The sequence below is a fragment of the Bacillus sp. FSL R5-0439 genome (genome assembly GCF_038008805.1).
Taxonomy (GTDB): Bacteria; Bacillota; Bacilli; order Bacillales; family Bacillaceae; genus Bacillus; species Bacillus safensis.
Map to the genome: position 1 here is coordinate 58,673 of NZ_JBBOZW010000001.1, position 23,805 is coordinate 82,477.

Annotated in this window: 20 protein-coding genes, 2 tRNA genes and 1 pseudogene; all 23 read left to right on the forward strand. The window is 42.4% G+C overall.

Annotated features, from left to right (window positions below):
• Window positions 1-174: 174 nt before the first annotated feature.
• Window positions 175-1,545 (forward strand): bifunctional UDP-N-acetylglucosamine diphosphorylase/glucosamine-1-phosphate N-acetyltransferase GlmU, encoded by a 1,371-nt coding sequence (glmU, locus tag NST59_RS00320; protein WP_047203889.1) that lies wholly within the window; start codon window positions 175-177, stop codon window positions 1,543-1,545.
• Window positions 1,546-1,567: 22 nt separating this feature from the next.
• On the forward strand, window positions 1,568-2,521 hold the full coding sequence (locus NST59_RS00325; RefSeq protein WP_024425641.1) for a ribose-phosphate diphosphokinase: 954 nt from the start codon (window positions 1,568-1,570) through the stop codon (window positions 2,519-2,521).
• A 137-nt stretch (window positions 2,522-2,658) separates the two neighbouring features.
• Window positions 2,659-3,285 carry a 50S ribosomal protein L25/general stress protein Ctc gene (locus tag NST59_RS00330; protein ID WP_039175914.1) on the forward strand — a complete coding sequence of 209 codons (627 nt, stop codon included), beginning with the start codon at window positions 2,659-2,661 and terminating at the stop codon, window positions 3,283-3,285.
• Window positions 3,286-3,424: 139 nt separating this feature from the next.
• Window positions 3,425-3,991 carry an aminoacyl-tRNA hydrolase gene (gene pth / locus NST59_RS00335; protein WP_151283930.1) on the forward strand — a complete coding sequence of 189 codons (567 nt, stop codon included), beginning with the start codon at window positions 3,425-3,427 and terminating at the stop codon, window positions 3,989-3,991.
• Window positions 3,992-4,046: 55 nt separating this feature from the next.
• Window positions 4,047-4,277, forward strand: coding sequence for an anti-sigma-F factor Fin family protein (locus tag NST59_RS00340; RefSeq protein ID WP_003217967.1), 231 nt, complete (start codon window positions 4,047-4,049; stop codon window positions 4,275-4,277).
• A 68-nt stretch (window positions 4,278-4,345) separates the two neighbouring features.
• On the forward strand, window positions 4,346-7,879 hold the full coding sequence (mfd, locus tag NST59_RS00345) for a transcription-repair coupling factor (protein ID WP_039175917.1): 3,534 nt from the start codon (window positions 4,346-4,348) through the stop codon (window positions 7,877-7,879).
• Between the two features lie 139 nt (window positions 7,880-8,018).
• A complete protein-coding gene (gene spoVT / locus NST59_RS00350; protein WP_003217990.1) occupies window positions 8,019-8,555 on the forward strand; it encodes a stage V sporulation protein T in 537 nt (178 codons plus the stop codon).
• A 190-nt stretch (window positions 8,556-8,745) separates the two neighbouring features.
• Entirely contained in the window at window positions 8,746-10,350 is a 1,605-nt protein-coding gene (locus tag NST59_RS00355; RefSeq protein WP_126681982.1) for a putative polysaccharide biosynthesis protein, read from the forward strand.
• On the forward strand, window positions 10,340-11,824 hold the full coding sequence (gene mazG / locus NST59_RS00360) for a nucleoside triphosphate pyrophosphohydrolase (protein WP_064498781.1): 1,485 nt from the start codon (window positions 10,340-10,342) through the stop codon (window positions 11,822-11,824). The genes NST59_RS00355 and mazG overlap by 11 nt, the downstream gene beginning before the upstream one ends.
• Entirely contained in the window at window positions 11,821-12,081 is a 261-nt protein-coding gene (locus tag NST59_RS00365; RefSeq protein ID WP_008341839.1) for an RNA-binding S4 domain-containing protein, read from the forward strand. The genes mazG and NST59_RS00365 overlap by 4 nt, the downstream gene beginning before the upstream one ends.
• A 73-nt stretch (window positions 12,082-12,154) precedes the next feature.
• Window positions 12,155-12,463, forward strand: coding sequence for a sporulation protein YabP (yabP, locus tag NST59_RS00370; protein ID WP_024425646.1), 309 nt, complete (start codon window positions 12,155-12,157; stop codon window positions 12,461-12,463).
• On the forward strand, window positions 12,460-13,098 hold the full coding sequence (yabQ, locus tag NST59_RS00375; RefSeq protein ID WP_144490965.1) for a spore cortex biosynthesis protein YabQ: 639 nt from the start codon (window positions 12,460-12,462) through the stop codon (window positions 13,096-13,098). The genes yabP and yabQ overlap by 4 nt, the downstream gene beginning before the upstream one ends.
• A gap of 18 nt (window positions 13,099-13,116) precedes the next feature.
• Window positions 13,117-13,491 carry an FtsB family cell division protein gene (locus NST59_RS00380; RefSeq protein WP_003217952.1) on the forward strand — a complete coding sequence of 125 codons (375 nt, stop codon included), beginning with the start codon at window positions 13,117-13,119 and terminating at the stop codon, window positions 13,489-13,491.
• An 82-nt stretch (window positions 13,492-13,573) separates the two neighbouring features.
• On the forward strand, window positions 13,574-13,969 hold the full coding sequence (locus NST59_RS00385) for a S1 domain-containing RNA-binding protein (protein ID WP_008357409.1): 396 nt from the start codon (window positions 13,574-13,576) through the stop codon (window positions 13,967-13,969).
• Window positions 13,970-14,146: 177 nt separating this feature from the next.
• Window positions 14,147-14,220: transfer RNA gene (locus NST59_RS00390), tRNA-Met, on the forward strand.
• A 25-nt stretch (window positions 14,221-14,245) separates the two neighbouring features.
• Window positions 14,246-14,317 (forward strand) — tRNA-Glu (locus NST59_RS00395).
• A gap of 203 nt (window positions 14,318-14,520) precedes the next feature.
• A complete protein-coding gene (spoIIE, locus tag NST59_RS00400) occupies window positions 14,521-17,004 on the forward strand; it encodes a stage II sporulation protein E (protein ID WP_144490966.1) in 2,484 nt (827 codons plus the stop codon).
• 76 nt (window positions 17,005-17,080) lie between these two features.
• Entirely contained in the window at window positions 17,081-17,818 is a 738-nt protein-coding gene (locus NST59_RS00405; RefSeq protein ID WP_058838226.1) for a vWA domain-containing protein, read from the forward strand.
• A complete protein-coding gene (locus tag NST59_RS00410) occupies window positions 17,802-18,809 on the forward strand; it encodes a protein kinase domain-containing protein (protein ID WP_144490967.1) in 1,008 nt (335 codons plus the stop codon). The genes NST59_RS00405 and NST59_RS00410 overlap by 17 nt, the downstream gene beginning before the upstream one ends.
• A 96-nt stretch (window positions 18,810-18,905) precedes the next feature.
• A pseudogene (gene tilS, locus NST59_RS00415) lies at window positions 18,906-20,328 on the forward strand (tRNA lysidine(34) synthetase TilS).
• Window positions 20,325-20,864, forward strand: coding sequence for a hypoxanthine phosphoribosyltransferase (gene hpt, locus NST59_RS00420; protein WP_008357399.1), 540 nt, complete (start codon window positions 20,325-20,327; stop codon window positions 20,862-20,864). Before tilS ends, hpt begins: the two are co-directional and overlap by 4 nt.
• Window positions 20,865-20,959: 95 nt before the next feature.
• On the forward strand, window positions 20,960-22,861 hold the full coding sequence (gene ftsH / locus NST59_RS00425) for an ATP-dependent zinc metalloprotease FtsH (protein WP_034284252.1): 1,902 nt from the start codon (window positions 20,960-20,962) through the stop codon (window positions 22,859-22,861).
• Window positions 22,862-23,022: 161 nt separating this feature from the next.
• Window positions 23,023-23,799, forward strand: a complete 777-nt coding sequence (locus NST59_RS00430) for a type III pantothenate kinase (protein ID WP_039175940.1) — start codon at window positions 23,023-23,025, stop codon at window positions 23,797-23,799.
• Window positions 23,800-23,805 lie beyond the last annotated feature (6 nt).

The following is a 23,805-nucleotide window of genomic DNA, read 5'->3' on the forward strand; positions in this document are numbered from 1 at the left end:
CTTTAAGAGAAAATGAATGTTTTCTTTTAAATGCTGTCTTTTTTGCGTTCTTTCTCTTGTTTCTTAAGTCTTTCATCTGTTAGAAAATTATTGTACTTCCTTTTGTATCCTTGAAATCAGTCTTTATTTAGGATATATTTTTCTATGGATAATAGGGATATTGGAGGCCAATCAATGGATAAGCGGTTCGCAGTGATTTTAGCAGCGGGAAAAGGGACGAGAATGAAGTCGAAGCTATATAAAGTACTTCATCCAGTTTGCGGAAAACCAATGGTCGAGCATGTGGCAGATGAAGCGTTAAAGCTTTCTTTAGCCAAGCTAGTGACGATTGTCGGTCATGGAGCAGAGGACGTCAAAGAGCAGCTTGGAGACAGAAGTGAGTATGCACTTCAAGAAGAACAGCTGGGAACAGCTCATGCCGTCAAACAAGCAAAGTCGTTCCTTGCGCAGGAAAAGGGAACAACCATTGTCATTTGTGGTGATACGCCATTATTGACAGCGGAAACAATGGAAGCCATGTTAAGCGAGCATCAAAAACATCAAGCGAAAGTCACTATTTTAACAGCACATGCGGACGATCCGACAGGCTATGGCCGAATTATTCGTGACGAAACAGGTGCTGTCGTAAAAATTGTGGAGCATAAAGATGCGAACGATGCAGAGCGTCAAGTGAATGAAATTAATACAGGGACTTATTGCTTTTCAAATGAAGATCTCTTCCGTGTGATTGAGCAAGTATCGAATGAAAATGCACAGGGTGAATACTACTTGCCAGACGTCATTGAAATTTTAAAAAATGAAGGGCAAACAGTTGCAGCTTATCAAACACCGCATTTTGAAGAAACACTTGGAGTTAATGACCGTATCGCTCTATCACAAGCAGAGCAATTCATGAAGCGACGTATTAATCATCAGCATATGAAGAATGGTGTGACCTTGATTGATCCTGAGAACACGTATATTTCGCCAGATGCTGTCATCGGTGAAGATACAGTTATTTATCCTGGGACGGTCATCAAAGGGAATGTAAAAATCGGTGCAGACGCCACTATTGGGCCAAACACTGAAATTGTTGACAGCATCGTCGGAGATCGAACAGTCATTAAGCAATCTGTCGTCTGCGATAGTGAGGTTGGAGTTGATGTGACAATTGGACCGTTTGCTCATATTCGCCCGTTGTCGAAAATTGGCGATGAAGTGAAAATCGGGAATTTTGTCGAAATCAAGAAAACAGTTTTCGGAGACCGCAGCAAAGCATCTCATTTAAGCTATATTGGAGACGCAGAGGTCGGAACTGATGTAAATCTTGGCTGTGGTTCCATTACAGTCAACTATGATGGGAAAAACAAATTCTTAACGAAGATTGAAGACGGCGCCTTTATTGGTTGTAATTCAAATCTCGTTGCACCAGTCACTGTCGGAAAAGGGGCATATGTTGCAGCCGGTTCAACAGTTACAGAAGATGTACCGCAGGATGCATTGTCTATTGCTAGAGCAAGACAAGTCAATAAAGAAGATTATGTGAAAAATATTCATAAAAAATAATCCAAATACCCGGAGGTTTACCATGTCTAATCGTTATGCTGATGCGAATTTAAAGATATTCTCTTTGAATTCAAACCCTGAACTTGCCAAAGAAATTGCCGATCGTATCGGAGTTGATGTAGGAAAGAGCTCTGTTAAACGTTTTAGTGACGGTGAAGTCCAAATCAATATTGAAGAAAGTATCCGCGGCTGTGATTGTTATGTCATTCAATCAACAAGTGCGCCAGTCAATGAGCATATTATGGAACTGCTCATTATGGTGGATGCGCTAAAACGCGCTTCTGCGAAAACTGTCAATATTGTGATCCCTTATTACGGATATGCACGTCAAGATCGTAAGGCAAAACCTCGTGAGCCAATCACTGCGAAGCTTTTTGCAAACTTGCTTGAAACAGCAGGTGCTACACGTGTTATTGCACTGGATCTTCATGCGCCGCAAATCCAAGGTTTCTTTGATATTCCAATCGATAACTTAATGGCTGTGCCAATCTTAACAAACTATTTCGAACAGAAGAACTTGAATGATATCGTTGTTGTGTCTCCTGACCACGGTGGTGTGACGCGTGCGCGTAAAATGGCAGACCGCCTGAAAGCGCCAATCGCAATTATCGACAAACGCCGTCCAAAGCCAAACGTTGCTGAAGTCATGAACATTATTGGTAACATTGAAGGCAAAACAGCTATTTTGATTGATGATATCATTGATACAGCTGGTACCATTACACTTGCAGCAAATGCGCTAGTCGAAAATGGAGCAGCTGAAGTCTATGCTTGCTGTACGCACCCAGTATTGTCTGGACCAGCAGTAGAACGCATCACAAACTCTAAAATTAAAGAATTAGTTGTGACAAACAGTATTCAATTAACTGATGACAAGAAAGTTGGAAAATTCATTCCGCTTTCAGTTGGGCCTTTGCTTGCAGAAGCCATCATCCGTGTACATGAAGAAGAATCTGTGAGCTACCTTTTCAGCTAATTTTATTATGGAAAAGGCCCTAGGCATCAGCCTAGGGTCTTTTTGCTTTCATCAATCACAGGCAAACATGTTTAAAATGATTCGGTTATGGGTAATTATGAGAGTAGTGACAAAAAAGAAATAGGATGGTGCTGAATATGGCAACTTTAAAAGCAAATAAAAGAACTGATTTCAAACGTTCCACACTGCAAAAAATCCGTCATTCAGGACACGTTCCTGGTGTCATATACGGAAAAAATACAGACAGCCTGGCTGTTTCATTAGACAGCATCGACTTATTAAAAACCTTACGTGATGAAGGGAAGAATACAATCATTACCTTAGACGTGGGTGGTGAAACGAAATCTGTGATGGTGACAGAGTTACAAACAGATCCGTTGAAAAACGAACTTGTCCATGCTGATTTCCAAGTCGTTGACTTACAGCGTGAAATTGACGCGGATGTACCAGTGCAGCTGATTGGCGAGTCTAAAGGGGTAAAAGATGGCGGTGTGCTTCAGCAGCCACTATTTGAACTATCTGTTACAGCGAAACCAAAAGATATCCCGCAGAATATTGAAGCTGATATTACAAACTTAGAAGTCAATGATGTCTTAACAGTTGCTGATCTGCCTGTTCAGTCATCTTATCAAATCAATAACGATCCAGAAGAAGTCGTTGCATCCATTCTGCCGCCTCAGCAATCAGAGGTTCCTGAGCCAGATAGCGAAGAGGAGCCGCAAGAGCCTGAGGCTATTAAAGAAAAGGATGACGATGGAGAATAACTGGTCATTTAGAGACGTAACCCTCCCGCGGTTGCGTCTTTTGTGCTAGAATGAAAAGAATTCATACGTTTTACATGAGGCAATCTGATTGGCTCATTTTTTAGGCGTGTGCTGTGTGACAAAGGAGGTTATTGGTTTCATGATTGCATTCGTTGGATTGGGTAATCCAGGAAAAGAATATGAAAAAACAAGACATAATGTCGGGTTTATGACAATAGATGAACTATCGAAAAAATGGGACATTCCTTTAAATCAATCAAAATTCCATGGACAATTTGGAACTGGGTTTGTTTCGGGGCAAAAGGTTCTACTTGTAAAGCCGCTTACATATATGAACTTATCAGGAGAATGTGTGCGTCCGCTGATGGACTATTACGATATTCCCCTTGAACATTTGAAAGTGATCTATGATGATCTTGATTTGCCAACTGGCCGAATTCGCTTACGTACAAAAGGAAGTGCAGGCGGGCATAATGGAATCAAATCATTGATTCAGCATTTAGGTTCACCTGAATTTGACCGATTCCGTATCGGCATTGGACGTCCTCAAAACGGCATGAAGGTCGTTGATTACGTACTAGGACGTTTCTCAGAAGAGGAACAGCCTGACATCGAATCAGCCATTCAATCGTCTGTCGAGGCCTGTGAAGCGGCTTTAAAAAAGCCATTTTTAGAAGTGATGAATGATTTTAACAAGAAGGTATAAGAATGATAAGCAAAGCACATACTGATCATAAAATCTCAGCATGGGAGGATCACGTATGGCTTTGCATTATTACTGCCGCCACTGTGGTGTAAAGGTTGGCAGTCTAGATGAATCCGCTGTCCAAAGTGAAGCACTTGGATTTCATCACTTAACAAATGAGGAAAGAAACGATATGATTTCTTATAGGGAAAATGGTGATTTACATGTACAAACCATTTGTGAGGATTGCCAAGAGGCGCTCGAAAGAAATCCTGATTACCATCAGTATCATACTTTTATTCAATAAAAAAGCTTTGGTGTAGATATTAGACCAAAGCGTTTTTCTGTTTTAAACAAACAGGGAGGAGGAGCCAAATGAAAAACATACAATCATTTATCAAACAAAGTGATGATTTTCAGTCTATTTTTAATGGACTAAAGGAAGGGTTAAAAGAACAGCTGCTTGCCGGACTATCAGGCTCCGTCAGATCTTTATTTACAGCCGCGATATCAGACGAACTGAAGCGGCCAATGTTTATTGTGACTCACAATTTATATCAGGCACAGAAGGTAACAGATGATCTAGCAAGTGTGATGCCGGATCGCTCGGTTCTTCTTTATCCTGTCAATGAGCTTATTGCCTCAGAAATTGCAGTGGCAAGCCCTGAGCTGAGAGCACAGCGTTTAGATGTCCTGAACCGGCTTGCGAATGGAGAAAACCCCATTATCGTCACTCCCGCTGCTGCGGTGCGCAGGATGCTTCCACCAGTTGAGCTCTGGAAGGAGAGTCAGATCCATTTAAAGATCGGTGAAGAAATTGATTTGGAGGCGTTTTCAAAACAACTCGTACAAATTGGTTATGACCGGACGTCGATGGTTGCGGCGCCCGGAGATTTTAGTGTGCGCGGAGGAATCATCGACATCTATGCGTTAACGGAAGATCATCCAATCCGTATTGAACTGTTTGATACAGAAGTAGACTCGATTCGAACGTTTCATTCGGATACACAGCGTTCATTAGAAACCCTTCAAGAAATTAAAATAGGTCCTGCAAAAGAGCTGATTGTGAGAGGTCCTGAACGAGTGAGAGCCATTGAACAGCTTGATCAAGGGCTGGCGAAGAGCTTAAAGAAATTCAACTCAGATCAGCAAAAAGAGCTGCTTCATCAAAATATTTCTGCTGACCGCGAGAAGCTGCTAGAAGGCATCGTGACACAGGAAATGACGAAGTACCTAGCCTATTTCTATGAAAAGCCTGCTAGTTTGCTAGATTATACATCGCAGGATACGATTATTATTTTAGATGAAATCAGCAGAATTCAGGAGATGGAAGAACAGCTTGAACAGGAAGAAGCCGATTGGACAATTAGTCTGCTTGAAGAAGGGAATATTCTTCATGATTTATCTCTTTCTTTCCCGTTCCAAGAACTGATCAATCAGCAATCAAGGTCCATTCTGTACTACTCCTTGTTCCTGAGACATGTCCAGCAGACAAATCCGCAAAATATCGTCAATGTATCTAGTAAGCAAATGCAGAATTTCCACGGGCAGATGAATGTGCTGGCGAGTGAAATTGAACGCTATAAAAAACAGCAATACACGGTTGTCTTCTTAGGTGCGGATGAAGAGCGGACAGAAAAGCTATCGTCTGTTCTGCATGATTATGACATTGAAGCTGCTCTTGCTAAACCGGACGCTGAACTTGTGAGCGGACAGGTGTATATTTTACAAGGTGAGCTGCAAACAGGCTTTGAACTTCCGTTATCAAAAATTGCTGTGATCACAGAAGGTGAACTCTTCAAGAAACGTGTGAAAAAGCAGGCACGTAAGCAAAAGCTGACCAATGCAGAGCGAATCAAGAGCTATTCAGAGCTTCAAGTCGGCGATTATGTGGTGCACATTAACCACGGGATCGGTAAATATTTAGGAATTGAAACGCTTGAAATCGGCGGCATTCATAAAGATTATTTAAATATTCATTATCAAGGAAGCGACAAGCTTTATGTACCGGTCGAACAAATTGATCAGGTCCAGAAATATGTAGGATCAGAAGGTAAAGAACCAAAGCTGTACAAACTTGGCGGCAGCGATTGGAAACGCGTGAAGAAAAAAGTTGAAACATCCGTACAGGACATCGCAGATGATCTGATTAAGCTGTACGCAGAACGCGAGGCTAGCAAAGGATATGCCTTCTCGCCTGACCATGAGATGCAGCGCCAGTTTGAATCTGCGTTCCCTTACCAGGAAACAGATGATCAAATCCGTTCGATTCACGAAATTAAGCAGGATATGGAGCGGGAACGTCCAATGGACCGTCTGCTTTGTGGAGATGTGGGCTACGGAAAAACAGAGGTGGCTATTCGTGCGGCCTTCAAAGCGATTGCTGACGGGAAGCAGGTAGCCCTGCTAGTTCCGACAACTATCTTAGCGCAGCAGCATTTTGACACAATCATGGACCGATTCCAAGACTACCCTGTCAAAATCGCGCAGCTGAGCCGTTTCCGTACAAGAAAAGAAACAACTGAAACGTTAAAAGGGCTGAAAAACGGGACGATCGATATGGTCATCGGCACACACCGTCTTCTTTCAAAAGACATCGTCTACAAGGATTTAGGGCTGTTGATCATTGATGAGGAACAGCGTTTTGGTGTGACGCATAAAGAGAAAATTAAGCAGATGAAAGCCAATATCGATGTACTGACATTAACGGCTACGCCAATTCCCCGTACGCTTCATATGTCCATGCTTGGTGTGCGGGATTTATCGGTTATTGAAACACCGCCTGAAAACCGATTCCCTGTTCAAACCTATGTGGTTGAGTACAACGGCGCTTTAGTCAGAGAAGCAATTGAGCGAGAATTAGCACGCGGCGGTCAAGTGTACTTCCTTTACAACCGTGTTGAAGATATCGAACGAAAAGCAGACGAAATCTCTATGCTAGTCCCAGACGCAAAAGTCAGTTATGCACACGGGAAAATGAGTGAGAACGAGCTGGAATCAGTGATGATCAATTTCCTTGAAGGTGAATCAGATGTATTGGTCAGTACCACCATCATTGAAACGGGAGTCGATATTCCAAATGTGAACACGCTCATCGTCCACGATGCAGATAAAATGGGGCTTTCTCAGCTGTACCAGCTAAGAGGACGAGTAGGACGCTCGAATCGTGTCGCATATGCTTATTTCACATATCGAAAAGATAAAGTTCTTTCTGAAGTTGCAGAGAAAAGACTTCAAGCCATTAAAGAATTCACAGAGCTTGGATCTGGGTTTAAAATTGCGATGCGTGATTTAACGATTCGAGGAGCAGGGAACTTACTTGGGGCTCAGCAGCATGGCTTCATTGATTCGGTTGGATTCGACCTCTATTCTCAAATGCTGAAAGAAGCCATTGAGGAAAGAAGAGGCGATACAACGGCTCAAGATAAATTCGAGCCAGAAATTGATCTGCAAATTGATGCGTACATCCCAGACACTTATATTTCGGATGGCAAGCAGAAGATTGAGATGTATAAACAGTTCAGAGCAATTGGATCGATTGAAGAGCGAAAAGAGCTTCAGGATGAAATGATCGACCGATTTGGTGAATATCCGCAAGAAGTGGCAGACTTGTTTACGATTGCGACAATGAAGGTGTACGCTGTCCAGGAACGTGTCGAGCTGATCAAGATGGAGAAAGGCATTGTCAGAATGACCCTTGATGAGCAAGCAAGCAGTGAAATCGACGGTCAAAAATTATTTGAGCTTGGCAGTAAATATGGACGTGAAATTGGGTTGGGAATGGAAGGCAGCAAGCTGATTATTTCTGTCCAAACGAAAGGCAAGAAAACGGAGGAATGGCTTGAGGTTGTTCTTAATATGCTTCGAGGCCTTCAAGATGTGAAAAAAGAAACCATTCCATCTTCATAAAATTTTGTTTGTCTCTCGTGTATATTACGTTTGATGTGACGGATACTAAACTCAGGGTCAAGTGGTGAATGTTGCATAAAGTGGACGCTTTTGTTCCATTCACCCAACACATCATCAAACGAAAGAGAGGCAGCAGTGAATGAAAGCAACTGGAATTGTACGCCGTATCGATGATCTAGGTAGAGTGGTTATTCCGAAGGAGATTCGCAGAACATTGCGCATCCGGGAAGGAGATCCGCTTGAGATTTTCGTCGACCGCGATGGAGAAGTGATTTTGAAGAAGTATTCGCCGATTAGTGAGCTAGGAGACTTTGCGAAGGAATATGCTGATGCATTATTCGACAGTTTGGGTCATTCCATCCTGATCTGTGATCGAGATACGTATATTGCTGTATCCGGCAGTTCGAAAAAAGAGTACTTAAACAAATCGATCAGTGATTTACTTGAACGAACAATGGATCAGCGTAATTCTGTTTTAGAAGAAAGCAAAAAAGAAATTCAACTTGTCGATGGTATTGATGATGACGTATCTGCTTATACCATTGCACCTATTGTTGCAAACGGAGATCCGATTGGCGCCGTCGTCTTATTTTCTAAAGAGCGTTCAATGGGAGAAGTGGAGCATAAAGCGGCAGAAACGGCAGCTGGCTTCTTAGCCCGTCAAATGGAACATTAGGTCTAATAACTCTATATCATTTTGATAAAACGAAAAAATGCCGATGAAATCATTTGATTTTGTCGGTTTTTTATATGGGATGAAACAAATCGGGACATGTGCCGTCTACTCCTTAGAAAGAAACGGCTTTTCATTCACGTATGATATAATGAGTTCGTTTAACTGTAGATCTATTTTAAAGGAGTCATCCATGAAAAATGCTGTGAATCAGCCGCATTGGCTTTTCCAGGGTGCGGTGATTTTGACCATCGCAGGCCTGTTATCAAAGGTACTAAGTGCCGTTTACCGTGTCCCGTTTCAAAACATCGTAGGGGACACAGGGTTTTATATTTATCAGCAGGTATATCCTTTCCTTGGTATTGCCATCATGCTTGGTACAACAGGTTTTCCTGTCATGGTGTCCAAGCTTCTGAGTGAGCATGGGGAAGAGAATCGACAGATCATTACAAGGGTATCCTTGGTATATATCACTTTACTGAGCTTGGTCTTATTTCTTTGTCTTTACATAGGAGCAGGCACAATGGCGAGCCTTATGGCAGATAGTCAATTAATTCTGCTCATCCAGATGAGTGCTTTTGTGTTTCTATTTCTGCCGCTCACTGTGATGCTGAGGGGAGTTTTTCAGAGTGACGGTCTGATGCTTCCGACGGCTGTTTCTCAATTGGTTGAGCAGTTCATCAGGGTAGGCGTCCTGCTTGTTTTATCCTTTTATTTCGTGAGACACGGCTATTCGCTTTATGAAACAGGGGCGGGTGCGGTGTTCTCTTCTATCGCGGGAAGTGCGGCGTCGCTCATTTTGCTTCTTTTCCTTTGGTTGACCTATCGAAAACCGTCTGCTGCAAGTATGTCAGGCAAACAGGCGACACTTCGAAAAAAAGATATTTTGAAGAGTTTGGTGCTGTATACATTGACGATTTGTGTCAGCGGTTTGCTTATTTTATGGATGCAAATGATTGATGCTTTTCATCTGTATGCGTTGCTGCGCAGTGAGGGGCTCAGTGAAGCGGCGGCAAAGGCGGCAAAAGGTGTGTATGACCGAGGTCAGCCGTTCTTGCAGCTAGGGACGGTGTTTGCCATCAGCATCGGAACCTCTCTTGTGCCATTTTTATCGGCAGCCATGAGGAATGGGGAGCATGAAACGATACGGCAAAAAGTGCGGTCATCGGTTAAGACCACGTCGGTATTAGGGATTGGGTCAGCTGTTGGGCTGATTTGTATTTTATCACCAGTAAATACAATGCTTTTTCGTAATGATTTAGGCACAGATGCCCTGCAAATATTCTGTATATCGATTGCGTTTACGTCGATTGCCATTACGCAGGCGGCTTTACTGCAAGGGCTCGGACATACTGTGTATCCCGCTGTTGTGGTGATCATCAGCGTGCTGGTGAAATGGATTCTAACGATTGCGCTTGTTCCGTTATTTGGCATCCACGGTGCCGCATGGTCAACTGTATGTGGTTTTCTCACAGCAGCCGTGCTCAATGCTGTTTATTTGAAGCATAAAGGATGGATTTCATTGAGAGAGCTATTCCCAGTGAAAATTCTTTTATCAGCTGCCTTCATGGCTGTGGTCTTAATGGGATATCAGGCTTTGTTTTCCTGGGTAATCCCTTTTGAAAAACGTCCGTTTTCCGTTTTAGAGAGCCTGACATCAGTTTTTATTGGTGGTTTCGCCTTTTTATATAGTATTCTTAAGCTAGAAGTATTCACGGAAGAGGAATGGAGACTCATTCCATTAGGAAAAAAGATTTTATATTTTAAACAGATGAGAGGGAATCAAAATGGCAGGTAAGATTACCGTCGTCGGTCTCGGGGCAGGCGACATGGATCAGCTGACGCTCGGTGTATATAAGCAGCTGAAGCAGGCGAAAGAAGTATATATGAGAACGCAGGACCATCCGCTTACCGCAGAGTTAATGCAGGAGGTCCCATCTCTCACCTTTTTTGATGAAATTTATGAAAAGCACGATCAGTTTGATCAGGTGTATCAGGAAATTACCGAAATATTATTTGCAGAGGCAGCGGAAAAAGACATTGTGTACGCAGTACCTGGTCATCCATTTGTGGCAGAAAAGACCGTACAGCTGCTCGTCGCCGGGCAGAAAGAGCGCGGGATTGAGGTGTCTGTCGCTGGTGGACAAAGCTTTTTAGATGCGACATTCAACTCCTTGCAGATTGACCCCATCGAAGGATTACAATTCGTTGATGCAGGGGATATGAGAGCGGATGATCTGAAATTAACCCAGCACGTCCTGATTTGTCAGGTATATGATCAGATGACAGCATCGAATGTGAAGCTCACGCTGATGGAAAAGCTTCCTGACGATTATGAAGTTTATATTGTGACTGCAGCTGGAAGCAGTCAGGAACAGATTACTGCCGTTCCTTTATTTGAACTTGATCGAGATGTGTCGATAAATAACTTAACAAGTGTTTATGTTCCTCCAATTCAAGATGAACAGCTGCTTTATCAACAATTTGACACCTTCCGTGACGTCATACGTACATTAAGAGGTCCGGGCGGCTGTCCATGGGATCAAAAACAAACCAATGAATCACTCAAACCATATTTAATTGAAGAATGCTATGAGCTGCTTGAAGCGATAGATGAAGATGACCCAGATCATATGGTGGAAGAGCTTGGCGATGTGCTGCTACAGGTGCTACTTCACGCTCAAATTGGCGAAGATGACGGTTATTTCTCAATCGATGACGTCATTCAGCATGTCACAGAAAAAATGATTCGGCGACATCCCCATGTGTTTGGTGACACGAATGTTTCTGAGGCAGCAGATGTGGTGGCCAACTGGGAAAAAATCAAGCAGCAGGAGAAGCCAGAGCGGACCGGTTCTATTTTGCAATCGATTCCGGCGACACTTCCAGCATTAACAAAGGCATATAAACTCCAAAAGAAAGCCGCCAAGGTAGGCTTTGATTGGACAGATGTTCAAGATATTTGGAACAAATACGAAGAAGAAAAGCAGGAATTTCTTGTTGAAGTGGCAGAGAAGACGGACGAAGGTGCAACGAAGCAGATGAAAGATGAATTTGGAGATCTTTTGTTTGTTCTCGTCAATATTGGACGGTTCTATCACCTAGAGCCTGAAACGGCGCTCGCTTCTGCCAACACAAAATTCATGCGGCGCTTTAAGCATATCGAACAAAAAGCAAAGGACATGGGACGTTCACTAGATGACTTAACGCTAGAGGAAATGGACGATCTATGGAACGATGCGAAACGTATAGAAAGAGGTGAACATACATGAGACTAGATAAGTTTTTAAAAGTGTCCCGTTTAATTAAAAGAAGAACATTGGCAAAGGAAGTAGCTGATCAAGGCAGGATTTCTATTAACGGAACACAGGCGAAAGCAAGCTCTGACGTGAAAGAAGGAGATGAGCTGCAAATCCGCTTTGGTCAAAAGCTAGTGACTGTTCAAGTCAACGAGTTAAAGGACACGACGAAAAAAGAAGAAGCGGCTGGCATGTATACTGTGCTAAAAGAAGAAAAAACAGCAGAATAGGGCTTGTTCTAAATGACCCTCTTATCACATACAATGCAGTAACATGCAAGTATGAGATATGGGGGATGTATAAATGAATCAATATTATAATCAACCTCAAGGCACGAAGCTGTCATCAGACGCGGAGCACAATGTCACAATGCGAAACAGAAAGCATTTAGATATCACTGGTGTCAAACAAGTGGAAAGCTTTGATAGTGAGGAATTTCTGCTGGAGACGGTCATGGGGATTCTCGCCATCCGCGGAGAAAATCTGCAAATGAAGAACCTAGACGTCGAAAAGGGCGTTGTGTCGATCAAAGGGCGTGTCTTTGATTTAATCTATGTTGATGAGCAGCACGGGGAGAAAGCTAAAGGATTTTTTAGCAAGCTGTTTAAATGACGCTGACAGTCCAGTTTTATACGATGCTTTCCATGGCGGCGATGGGCATCTGGCTGGGCGCATCGCTTGATACGTACAAGCTGTTTGTGAACCGGGAAAAAACAGCAAAATGGCTTTTGGCTATACACGATCTCCTTTTTTGGATGGTGCAGGGTCTCTTATTCTTTTACGTCCTGCTGCTGACAAATGAGGGAGAATTCAGGCTTTATATTTTTCTAGCCGTTGCTCTAGGTTTCTCGATGTATCAGGCATTGATGAAACAGCTGTATCTCAAGATTCTCAAGTTTATCATGATGTGTGTATATCAGACCGTTCTCTTCCTGAAAAGGCTGGTCATGTCGATTGTCTTCCAACCGATCCGCTGGATGATCACATTGGTCATAAGTGCTATTCTGTTCTTGCTCCACTCGCTCTTACGTCTAGTTCGTTTTACGTTTCGGCTCGTGTGGAAGGTGCTGTCGATTGTTTGTTATCCGCTCATCTGGTTACTCAATGTGACCATTATTCATCGGATTCCCGAAAAATGGCTAACATCAATGAGATTGTTTTTCTCAAAAGGAGCAGGAATTTTACAAGGGGCCAAGAAATTATCTGGTACCATCAAAACGAAATGGAAACAATTCTGGACAAAGTAAGAGAGGAGGCCTTCAACCTTGAACAAGAGAAAAAGAAATATCGCACAAATTCAAAATGATTACCAAAAACAAATGGAACAGCAAGCACAGCGCTTAAAACGCAAACGTCGCGGACTCCTTAGAAGGCTTACCGTGTTTGGTGTGATCGTGCTCATGTTTGCTGTCTTGGTGACAAGTGCCCTCTGGTCGCAATCGTCTTCACTAAAGGAAAAAGAAGAGAAGAAGGTTGCGCTCGAAAAAGAGTTGAAGCAATTACAAACAAAGCAGGAAGATATTTCTGATGAAATTAAGAAGCTGAAAAGCAAGGAATACGTACTCGAACTGGCACGACGGGACTATTATATGTCCAAAAAAGGCGAAAAAATCTTTGATGTGGGCAATAAGAGCGATTAGCCTTGTTGACACTTAAAATTCAGTTTATGTATAATTGAACAAATGAGATTTTTTTATAAGTCTAAGGAGGAGCACTTTTTTTATGTCGATTGAAGTTGGCAGCAAGTTACAAGGGAAAGTTACGGGCATTACAAATTTTGGAGCTTTTGTGGAGTTGCCAGGCGGTTCAACTGGTCTCGTTCATATCAGTGAGGTAGCCGATAACTATGTAAAAGATATTAATGAGCATTTAAAAGTCGGTGAACAAGTTGAAGTGAAAGTGATTAACGTTGAAAAAGACGGTAAAATCGGCTTGTCCATTAAAAAAGCAAAAGATCGTCCTCAACAACAATCAAGACCAAGCAGAAATGATTTCCGTCCGAAGGAATCGTTTGAACAAAAAATGAACAAATTCTTAAAAGATAGCGAAGATCGCTTAACATCTTTAAAACGTAACACGGAATCAAAACGTGGGGGGCGCGGAGCAAGAAGAGGTTAACTTGTTGCTGCTTTCTATATATTTTCACAACAAAGCATCTGCTGTTCAGCAGGTGCTTTTTTTCATGACCTATCCTACATTTTTTGAGATTTCGTCATTTAATTTAAAACTTTCTATTGACGGACAAGCGAATCCTTTGTATTATAGTTCTTGTGCTTCTTAGCGCATTATTATTATGGCGGTGTAGCTCAGCTGGCTAGAGCGTACGGTTCATACCCGTGAGGTCGGGGGTTCGATCCCCTCCGCCGCTATCCTTTTAACTAGAACATAAAGCAAGGCCCGTTGGTCAAGCGGTTAAGACACCGCCCTTTCACGGCGGTAACACGGGTTCGAATCCCGTACGGGTCATCTTCGAAACAGCTTTCTATAGGAAAGCTGTTTTTTTGTGCTTTCGTAAAATTCTGATGAAAGACATCGACTTTCATGAAAGTATGCCTCTTTGACGAATAAAGCGTCGAACGTTTTATGGAAACGACAACTTCTTTTGACAAAATTTCTTTTTCACCTTCGCTATAATGACAAGCAACGAATATCAGGTGGGGGATGAGAAGATGGAAAAACTAGAAAGAAGAACTGATTTAACAGGAGCGGGGTTTGAAAGAATCAGTGCGGGGTTAAAAAAGATGAAAAACCTGTTTCTTCATCACACGCATTCTCTTTTTTTCTATAAAGGGTTTATTTATGTTGTTCTAGGCTTTTTATTAGGACGAGCCTTTATATTATCTGAAATTATGCCGTTTGCTCTGCCTTTCTTTGGTTCCATGCTGCTTATTAAAAGAGATAAGGCAATGCTTGCTTGTCTCGCTTTACTCGCTGGGGCGATGACGATATCACCTCAAAATGCATTGTTTGTGTTTGCATCGCTGCTTATATTTCTCCTTATGTCAAAGGTGGTTTCTTTCATCATCAAAGACCCAGTGAAAACATTACCGGTTGTCATTGTTCTCTCGATGCTGATCACCCGAGGAGCGTTTGTTTACCTAGAGCAAGGTGCTGTGCAAAGCTATGATTACGTCATGGCGGGTGTCGAAGCAGGACTTGCCTTCATTTTGACACTGATTTTTCTTCAAAGCCTGCCGATTTTTACAGTCAGGAAAATTAAACATTCTTTAAAGGTCGAAGAAATTATTTGTTTTATGATTTTAATTGCCTCAGTTTTAACTGGACTTGCTGGGATCTCATTTCAAGGGATGCAGGCAGAGCATATTTTATCACGTTATGTAGTGCTGACCTTTGCCTTTATTGGCGGAGCCAGTATTGGTTGTACGGTCGGTGTCGTGACAGGATTAATTCTCGGTCTCGCCAACATCGGAAACCTTTATCAGATGAGTCTTCTTGCCTTTTCAGGTTTATTAGGCGGATTGCTGAAAGAAGGGAAGAAAGCAGGGGCAGCCATCGGCTTAATTGTGGGTTCCTTACTCATTTCACTGTATGGGGAAGGGTCGGCAGGTCTCATGACCACATTGTATGAATCACTTATAGCGGTTGCGCTCTTTTTGCTCACGCCGCAATCAGTCACCTCCAAGGTAGCGAAATACATTCCTGGCACGGTAGAGCATGTACAAGAGCAGCAGCAATATGCTCGGAAAGTACGAGACGTGACAGCAAAAAAGGTAGACCAATTCTCTAATGTATTTCATGCGCTGTCTGAGAGTTTTGCGACATTTTACGAATCCATTCCTGAAGAGAAGAAGCAGGAAGAGGATGTAGATCTTTTTTTAAGTACGATCACAGAACGATCCTGTCAAACGTGCTATAAGAAAAATAAATGCTGGGTGCAGAACTTTGATACAACCTATGAACTAATGAAACAAGTTATGCATGAATCTGATGAAAAAACGTATGAGCATAACCGAAAATTGAAAAAGAAATTTAGTCAGCACTGCTCAAAATCAAAACATGTCGAGGAATTGATTGAAGAGGAGATCGCTTACTATAAAGCCAACCAGACACTGAAGAAAAAAGTCCAAGACAGCAGACGTCTTGTGGCTGAACAGCTGATGGGGGTCTCGCAAGTGATGGAGGATTTTTCCCGGGAAATAAAACGAGAAAGAGAACAGCATTTTATTCAAGAAGAGCAGATGATAGAAGCGCTTCAGCACTTTGGTATTGAAATTCAGCAAGTAGAAATCTATAGCTTGGAGCAGGGAAATGTCGATATTGAAATGAGAATCCCATATTGCCAAGGGCATGGGGAATGTGAAAAAATCATTGCTCCAATGCTTTCAGATATTTTAGAAGAACAGATTTTAGTCAAAGCAGAGCAGTGTGCAGAGCATCCAACAGGCTATTGTCACGTTGTATTTGGCTCTGCCAAATCATATCGAGTGGCTACAGGCGTGGCACATGCAGCAAAAGGCGGAGGACTGGTATCTGGAGACAGCTACAGCATGATGGAGCTTGGTGCAGGCAAGTATGCCGCAGCTATTAGTGATGGAATGGGTAACGGAGCACGTGCTCATTTTGAAAGCAATGAGACGATTAAGCTGTTAGAAAAAATATTGGCGTCAGGTATCAATGAAAAAGTGGCGATTAAAACCATTAATAGTATTTTATCTTTACGAACAACGGACGAGATCTATTCAACATTGGATTTATCGATTATTGATTTACAGGATGCAAGCTGTAAGTTCCTCAAGATTGGTTCAACACCCAGCTTTATTAAACGGGGTGATCAGGTGATGAAGGTACAAGCAAGCAACTTGCCGATTGGCATTATTGATGAATTCGAAGTCGAGGTTGTGAGCGAACAGATGAAAGCAGGAGATCTCTTGATTATGATGAGTGACGGCATTTTTGAAGGGCCAAAGCATATTGAAAATCATGATCTGTGGGTGAAACGGAAAATGAAAAGCTTTAAAACAGAAGATCCACAAGAAATTGCTGATTTATTAATGGAAGAGGTCATTCGAACAAGAGCAGGCCAAATTGACGACGATATGACGGTTGTTGTCATTAGGCTCGACCACAACACACCAAAATGGGCTTCCATTCCGACAGGTACATTCTATCTTGAGAAACAAGAGATTTCTTAAAATATCGTATAATATGAATTTCTTCTGGCGATGATGGGGATATAAGCATTCAGTTACAATCCCAGGAGGAATGAAGATGCGAAAAGGTCACGTCAACCAAATCTTATTGATTACAGATGGCTGCTCAAATCACGGGGAAGATCCGCTTGCGATTGCCTCATTGGCAAAGGAACAAGGGATTACAGTCAATGTCATTGGCATTATGGAAGAAAACAGACACGATCATGAAGCGATGAAAGAAGTAGAGGGGATTGCTCTCGCAGGCGGAGGCATCTATCAAGTTGTCTACGTCCAGCAATTATCTCAAACAGTACAAATGGTCACGAAAAAAGCGATGACACAAACCTTACAAGGTGTTGTGAATAAAGAATTGCAGCAAATACTCGGCAAAGACACTGAAATTGAAGAGCTTCCACCAGATAAGCGCGGGGAAGTAATGGAGGTTGTTGATGAGTTAGGAGAGACGGTTCACCTTCAAGTACTCGTGCTTGTTGATACAAGTGCAAGTATGAAACCGAAGCTGCCGACTGTCAAAGAAGCACTTATCGACCTTTCCATCAGTTTAAATTCAAGAATTGGAGAAAATCAGTTTGGGATGTGTGTATTTCCCGGGAAAAACTCAGATGCAGAAATTGTGTTGAATTGGACGCCTCGATTCGATTCATTATCATCTATTTTCCCAAAACTGACCACTGGAGGAATCACCCCAACGGGACCAGCACTTCGGGAAGCACTTCAGCATTTCAAATCAGTTCGCTCACGTAAAGGGCTGCTTGAAGCAAAGGAAGAGCATGATGATGAATTCGGTTTCTAACATCCCGTTAGGCACGGTGATTCAAGGGAAATGGCACCACCATCATTACCGTATTGTAAAAGAGCTTGGAAAAGGGGCGAACGGTGTTGTCTATCTCGCCGAATCACCACATGGGCAAGCGGCCCTTAAAGTGAGTGATGACAGTATGCTCATTGCATCTGAAGTCAATGTATTAAAATCCTTTTCAAAGGCTCCTGTGAAAACCATGGGGCCTTCTTTTTATGATATGGATGATGCAATTTATCCCGGTATGCCTCAAAAACGCTCCTTTTACGTGATGGAATATGTCAGAGGCCCATTACTGCTTGAATTTGTAAAACAAAAGGGTGATGAGTGGATCGTTGTTTTGATGATTCAGCTTTTATCTAGCCTGGCTCATTTACATCAGGAAGGCTGGATTTTTGGTGACTTAAAGCCTGATAATCTCATTGTTTCTGGTCCCCCTGCCACGATCCGGTGCATTGATGTGGGAGGAACGACAAAAGCGGGCAGGGCAATTAAGGAGTATACCGAGTTTTTTGATCGAGGCTATTGGGGATTCGGCTCACGAAAAGCTGAACCAACTTATGATTTATTTGCCCTGACCATGGTGATGGTTAACTGTGCGTATAAGAAAGAATTCAAAAAAGGAGCAGAACCAGAAAAGCAGCTTTATCGAGCCATTGAAGGACATCCTTTATTAAAGCGATATGAAAGGGTGTTAAAGGCTGCTTTACAAGGTAAATATCAATCAGCAGCAAACATGAAAAGTGCGATGCTGAAAGAAGGACAGCTGATTGAATCAAGAAAATCACGCCAAAAGAAGCAACAGCAAAAAAACGCGCCAAAACCCGCTGTTAATCAAAATCAACAAGTGGCTTCACGATCGCGGGCTGCAGCAGCAAAAAGAACGTCAGTACGTAAAAAATCAGGCGGACTTTTTGAAACCATTCTTATCGTGTGCAGTGTACTCGCCCTTTACTGTGCATATGTGGTTTTGTTCCTGTTGTAGAGCTGTAAAAAAGCAGGCTTCTTCTTTGCTTGGAGCTACTGAAAGTGATAGGATATGTATATCTTTAAATTACCTGCTCTTTGTGAGGAGGAAGTTGTGAATAGAATTGAATCTTTTTTGAAAAAACATGATGTTTACCTTGAAAATACGACAGTCATTGTCGGGGTTTCCGGCGGACCGGATTCCATGCTTTTACTGCATGAACTTAACAAGCGCCGCAAAGGTTCCTATCAGCTGATTGCAGCCCATGTAGATCACATGTTCAGAGGAGAAGAGTCCTTTGCTGATTTGGCATTTGTTGAGGCTTACTGTAAGGAGCACGAGATCCCTTTTGAATCGTCCCGCATACAGGTCACCCAATATGCAAAAGAAAACCGCTTAAACAAACAGGCAGCTGCAAGGGAGTGCAGATATGCTTTCTTTCGTCAATTGATGGAGCAATACAAGGCTCAATTTATAGCGCTTGCACATCATGGAGACGACCAAGTAGAAACAATGTTGATGAGACTTGCGAGAGGAACTGTTGGTATAGGACTCGCGGGTATCCAAGCAAAACGTCCTTTTCAAAATGGATGGCTGATTCGTCCGCTCATTGGATACTCTAAGGACGACGTGCTAAAAGCTTGTGAAAAAGAACATGTTCCCTATGTCATTGATCAAAGCAATCATACAGATGACTACTTGAGAAACCGGGTAAGAAGACACATTCTTCCCGTGTTAAAAGAAGAGGCACCTCATGTACATGAAAGCTTTCAGTTTGTAAGTGACATGCTGACTGAGGATGAGCAATACTTGCAGGCTTTAACAAAGGTACAAATGAACCAAGTGATAACGAGTCAATCGCCTAAGCAAATTGAGATCAAAACGAAGCCTTTGCTTGACCTGCCTTTGCCTTTACAAAGAAGAGGCATTCAACTAATATTAAACTATCTTTATGAAAACACTCAATCAGCGTTTTCAAACCAGCATATTCTAGGGACTTTAGACTGGTTATCTCATACTGATCAACCGTCTGGATCATTAGATTTGCCAAAAGGTTTACAAGCTGTCAAGTCTTATGATCACTGTATGTTTACCTTTGAACGATCGCATGTAGTAGACCAGTCTTATGCTCTTCACTTAAAGGTTGAGCTTGGAGAAGAGCTTTTTCTCCCAAATGGACAGTCTATCGTCGTATCAAATCATGTTCCGAAGGATGCACGGAACGGAAACCATTTTTTCTTGCTTCAAAAAGATCATGTTCGTCTCCCTTTGATCATTCGCTCACGAAAAAATGGTGATCGAATCAAACTTAAAGGGATGAATGGATCAAAAAAGGTGAAGGATATATTTATTGATAAAAAAGTGCCTCTTGCAGAAAGAGACAGCTGGCCGATCGTCACTGACTCGGATCATCAAATCATCTGGATCCCAGGTCTGAAAAAATCCGTTTTTGAAGAAATTGATATGACAAACAGCGATCTCATTGTATTACAATATAGACAGCACGAAAATTTGTAGGGGGCAAGCAAAAGCATGAAACAAGATATTGAAAAGATTTTGATCTCAGAAGAAGAGATCCAGCAAAAAGTGAAGGAACTGGGTGCAACATTAACCAGCGATTATGATGGTAAATTTCCCCTGGCTATTGGTGTTTTGAAAGGGGCTCTTCCATTCATGGCAGACCTGATCAAACACATTGATACATATTTAGAACTTGATTTTATGGATGTATCTAGCTACGGAAAGTCTACCGTATCTTCTGGAGAAGTAAAGATCATTAAGGATCTAGATACTTCTGTTGAAGGAAGAGATATTTTGATTATGGAAGATATCATCGACAGTGGGTTAACTTTGAGCTATCTGGTAGAGCTTTTCCGATACCGTAAAGCAAATTCCATTAAAATTGTGACATTGCTTGATAAACCAAGTGGCCGCAAAGCAGACATCAAAGCAGATTATGTTGGATTTGAAGTACCAGATGCATTTGTTGTCGGCTATGGATTGGATTTCGCTGAACGTTACCGAAACCTCCCGTATATTGGAGTGTTAAAACCATCTGTTTACGAAGGCTGATCAGCATACGTATACATGAGGTTATTGGTTGTGTTGGAATGATTTTCTATGATACTATTGAACATAGTTGTGCTTACTGTGGGAGGAGGTAAGGAATGAATCGGGTTTTTCGTAATACGATTTTTTATATACTTATTTTATTACTTGTGATAGGGGTCGTTAGTTGGTTAGGATCCCCAAATCAAAAGCCTGAGAACATGTCTTACAGCAAATTTTCGCAAAATCTAAGTGCGGGAAAAGTGGAGAGTATCTCCATTCAGCCTGTAAGAGGGGTTTATGAAATTCGTGGTCAATTAGATGGCGCGAAGAAAGATCAATACTTCATTACCCATGTTCCAGATGGTCAAGGTGTTGACCAAATTTACAGTGCACTGAAGAATACAGATGTAAAAGTAGAACCAGCACCTGAAACAAATGGATGGCTGCAAGTTCTGACAACCATCATTCCGTTTATCATCATCTTTATCCTGTTCTTCTTCTTATTGAATCAAGCTCAGGGCGGCGGAAGCCGAGTCATGAACTTTGGTAAGAGTAAGGCGAAGCTTTACACAGAAGAGAAGAAACGTGTGAAATTTAAAGATGTTGCTGGTGCAGATGAAGAAAAGCAAGAGCTTGTAGAAGTGGTGGAATTCCTGAAGGATCCACGTAAATTTGCGGAGCTTGGCGCAAGAATCCCTAAAGGGGTTTTACTAGTAGGACCTCCAGGTACAGGTAAAACATTGCTTGCGAGAGCATCTGCAGGAGAAGCAGGCGTTCCTTTCTTCAGCATCAGTGGTTCTGACTTCGTCGAGATGTTCGTCGGTGTCGGTGCATCACGTGTACGTGATTTATTCGAAAATGCGAAAAAGAATGCACCTTGCTTAATCTTTATTGATGAGATTGATGCAGTGGGGCGTCAGCGTGGAGCCGGTCTTGGCGGTGGTCATGACGAGCGTGAACAAACGCTTAACCAGCTTCTTGTCGAAATGGATGGTTTTAGTGCCAACGAAGGTATTATTATCATTGCTGCGACGAACCGTGCAGATATTCTAGACCCTGCATTGCTGCGTCCGGGACGTTTTGACCGTCAAATTACGGTTGACCGCCCAGATGTTATTGGCCGTGAAGAAGTACTGAAAGTTCATGCGAAAAACAAACCGCTTGACGAGTCAGTCAACTTAAAAGCCATTGCAAGCAGAACACCAGGGTTCTCTGGTGCAGATCTTGAGAACTTACTAAACGAAGCAGCGCTTGTTGCTGCACGTCAAAACAAAAAGAAAATCGATATGCGTGATATCGACGAAGCGACTGACCGTGTCATCGCTGGGCCGGCGAAGAAAAGCCGCGTCATTTCGAAGAAAGAACGTAATATCGTGGCTTACCATGAAGCCGGTCATACCGTCATTGGTCTTATCTTAGACGAAGCGGACATGGTGCATAAAGTAACGATCGTTCCTCGTGGTCAGGCAGGCGGATATGCGGTCATGCTTCCAAGAGAAGACCGTTATTTCCAAACGAAGCCAGAGCTTCTTGATAAGATTGTCGGCTTGCTCGGCGGTCGTGTTGCAGAGGAAATTACGTTTGGTGAAGTAAGTACAGGCGCTCACAACGACTTCCAGCGTGCAACAGGCATTGCAAGAAGAATGGTCACAGAGTTCGGTATGTCTGATAAACTTGGTCCGCTTCAATTCGGTCAATCACAAGGAGGTCAAGTATTCCTTGGCCGTGATTTCAACAATGAGCCGAATTATAGTGAAGCGATCGCTTACGAAATTGACCAAGAAGTTCAGCGTTTCATTAAGGAGAGCTACGAACGCGCGAAACAAATTCTCACTGAGAATAAAGATAAGCTAGAAATCATCGCACAAGCCCTTCTAGAAGTTGAAACATTAGATGCTGAACAAATTAAATCTCTTTACGAAACTGGAAAGCTTCCAGAGCGTGTATACGCAGATGACGAAGAGAAAAACGATGATGTGAAAGTAAACATCAAGAAAAAAGAAGATGAGGAGATCTAATCTCCTTCTGTGAAAGCTGCCGGGATCACCGGCAGCTTTTTTATTTCGATTCATGAATGGATCGGTTTCGAATTGTTTACAAATGGAACTCAATTCGTGTATGGTATGATAGAAAGTCGAAAAATGCTCTTTTTGAGAAACTATTCAAAGTGGTGATGAAGTTGTTACTCGTGATAGATGTAGGAAACACAAATACCGTTTTAGGTGTTTATCATAATGGCGATCTAAACTACCATTGGCGAATTGAAACAAGCCGTCATAAAACAGAAGACGAATTTGGTATGTCCATTAGGGCCTTATTCGATTATGTGGGGCTGATGTTTGATCAAATAGAAGGGATTATCATCTCGTCTGTGGTCCCGCCAATGATGTTCGCACTTGAAAGAATGTGCGAAAAGTATTTTCACCTAACACCCCAAATTGTAGGGCCTGGAATGAAGACTGGATTAAACATTATGTGTGACAATCCAAAGGAAGTCGGGGCAGATCGAATTGTCAATGCAGTAGCAGCAATTCACCTATATGGGGCGCCTCTTATTGTGGTAGACTTTGGAACAGCAACAACCTACTGTTATATCAATGAACAAAAACAATACATGGGTGGAGCGATTGCACCTGGTATTACCATCTCAACTGAGGCTTTATATACAAGAGCGGCGAAGCTGCCGAGAATTGAAATTGTCCGTCCTGATCACATTGTTGGAAAAAATACCATCAGTGCGATGCAATCCGGCATCCTTTATGGATATGTTGGTCAAGTCGAGGGAATAGTGAAACGGATGAAGCAGCAAGCCAAACAAACACCGAAAGTCATTGCAACAGGCGGTTTGTCTACATTGATTGGAAATGAATCAGACTGCATTGATATTGTCGATCCGTTCCTCACATTAAAAGGACTGCAGCTCATTTATGAACGTAATCGTGTCGGTGTATTATAGGAGGTT

Bases quoted from the DNA above. Each gene is read 5' to 3' on its own strand.
- glmU (WP_047203889.1), top strand. From the start codon at position 175: ATGGATAAGCGGTTCGCAGTGATTTTAGCAGCGGGAAAAGGGACGAGA.
- NST59_RS00325 (WP_024425641.1), top strand. From the start codon at position 1,568: ATGTCTAATCGTTATGCTGATGCGAATTTAAAGATATTCTCTTTGAAT.
- NST59_RS00330 (WP_039175914.1), top strand. From the start codon at position 2,659: ATGGCAACTTTAAAAGCAAATAAAAGAACTGATTTCAAACGTTCCACA.
- pth (WP_151283930.1), top strand. From the start codon at position 3,425: ATGATTGCATTCGTTGGATTGGGTAATCCAGGAAAAGAATATGAAAAA.
- NST59_RS00340 (WP_003217967.1), top strand. From the start codon at position 4,047: ATGGCTTTGCATTATTACTGCCGCCACTGTGGTGTAAAGGTTGGCAGT.
- mfd (WP_039175917.1), top strand. From the start codon at position 4,346: ATGAAAAACATACAATCATTTATCAAACAAAGTGATGATTTTCAGTCT.
- spoVT (WP_003217990.1), top strand. From the start codon at position 8,019: ATGAAAGCAACTGGAATTGTACGCCGTATCGATGATCTAGGTAGAGTG.
- NST59_RS00355 (WP_126681982.1), top strand. From the start codon at position 8,746: ATGAAAAATGCTGTGAATCAGCCGCATTGGCTTTTCCAGGGTGCGGTG.
- mazG (WP_064498781.1), top strand. From the start codon at position 10,340: ATGGCAGGTAAGATTACCGTCGTCGGTCTCGGGGCAGGCGACATGGAT.
- NST59_RS00365 (WP_008341839.1), top strand. From the start codon at position 11,821: ATGAGACTAGATAAGTTTTTAAAAGTGTCCCGTTTAATTAAAAGAAGA.
- yabP (WP_024425646.1), top strand. From the start codon at position 12,155: ATGAATCAATATTATAATCAACCTCAAGGCACGAAGCTGTCATCAGAC.
- yabQ (WP_144490965.1), top strand. From the start codon at position 12,460: ATGACGCTGACAGTCCAGTTTTATACGATGCTTTCCATGGCGGCGATG.
- NST59_RS00385 (WP_008357409.1), top strand. From the start codon at position 13,574: ATGTCGATTGAAGTTGGCAGCAAGTTACAAGGGAAAGTTACGGGCATT.
- spoIIE (WP_144490966.1), top strand. From the start codon at position 14,521: ATGGAAAAACTAGAAAGAAGAACTGATTTAACAGGAGCGGGGTTTGAA.
- NST59_RS00405 (WP_058838226.1), top strand. From the start codon at position 17,081: ATGCGAAAAGGTCACGTCAACCAAATCTTATTGATTACAGATGGCTGC.
- NST59_RS00410 (WP_144490967.1), top strand. From the start codon at position 17,802: ATGAATTCGGTTTCTAACATCCCGTTAGGCACGGTGATTCAAGGGAAA.
- hpt (WP_008357399.1), top strand. From the start codon at position 20,325: ATGAAACAAGATATTGAAAAGATTTTGATCTCAGAAGAAGAGATCCAG.
- ftsH (WP_034284252.1), top strand. From the start codon at position 20,960: ATGAATCGGGTTTTTCGTAATACGATTTTTTATATACTTATTTTATTA.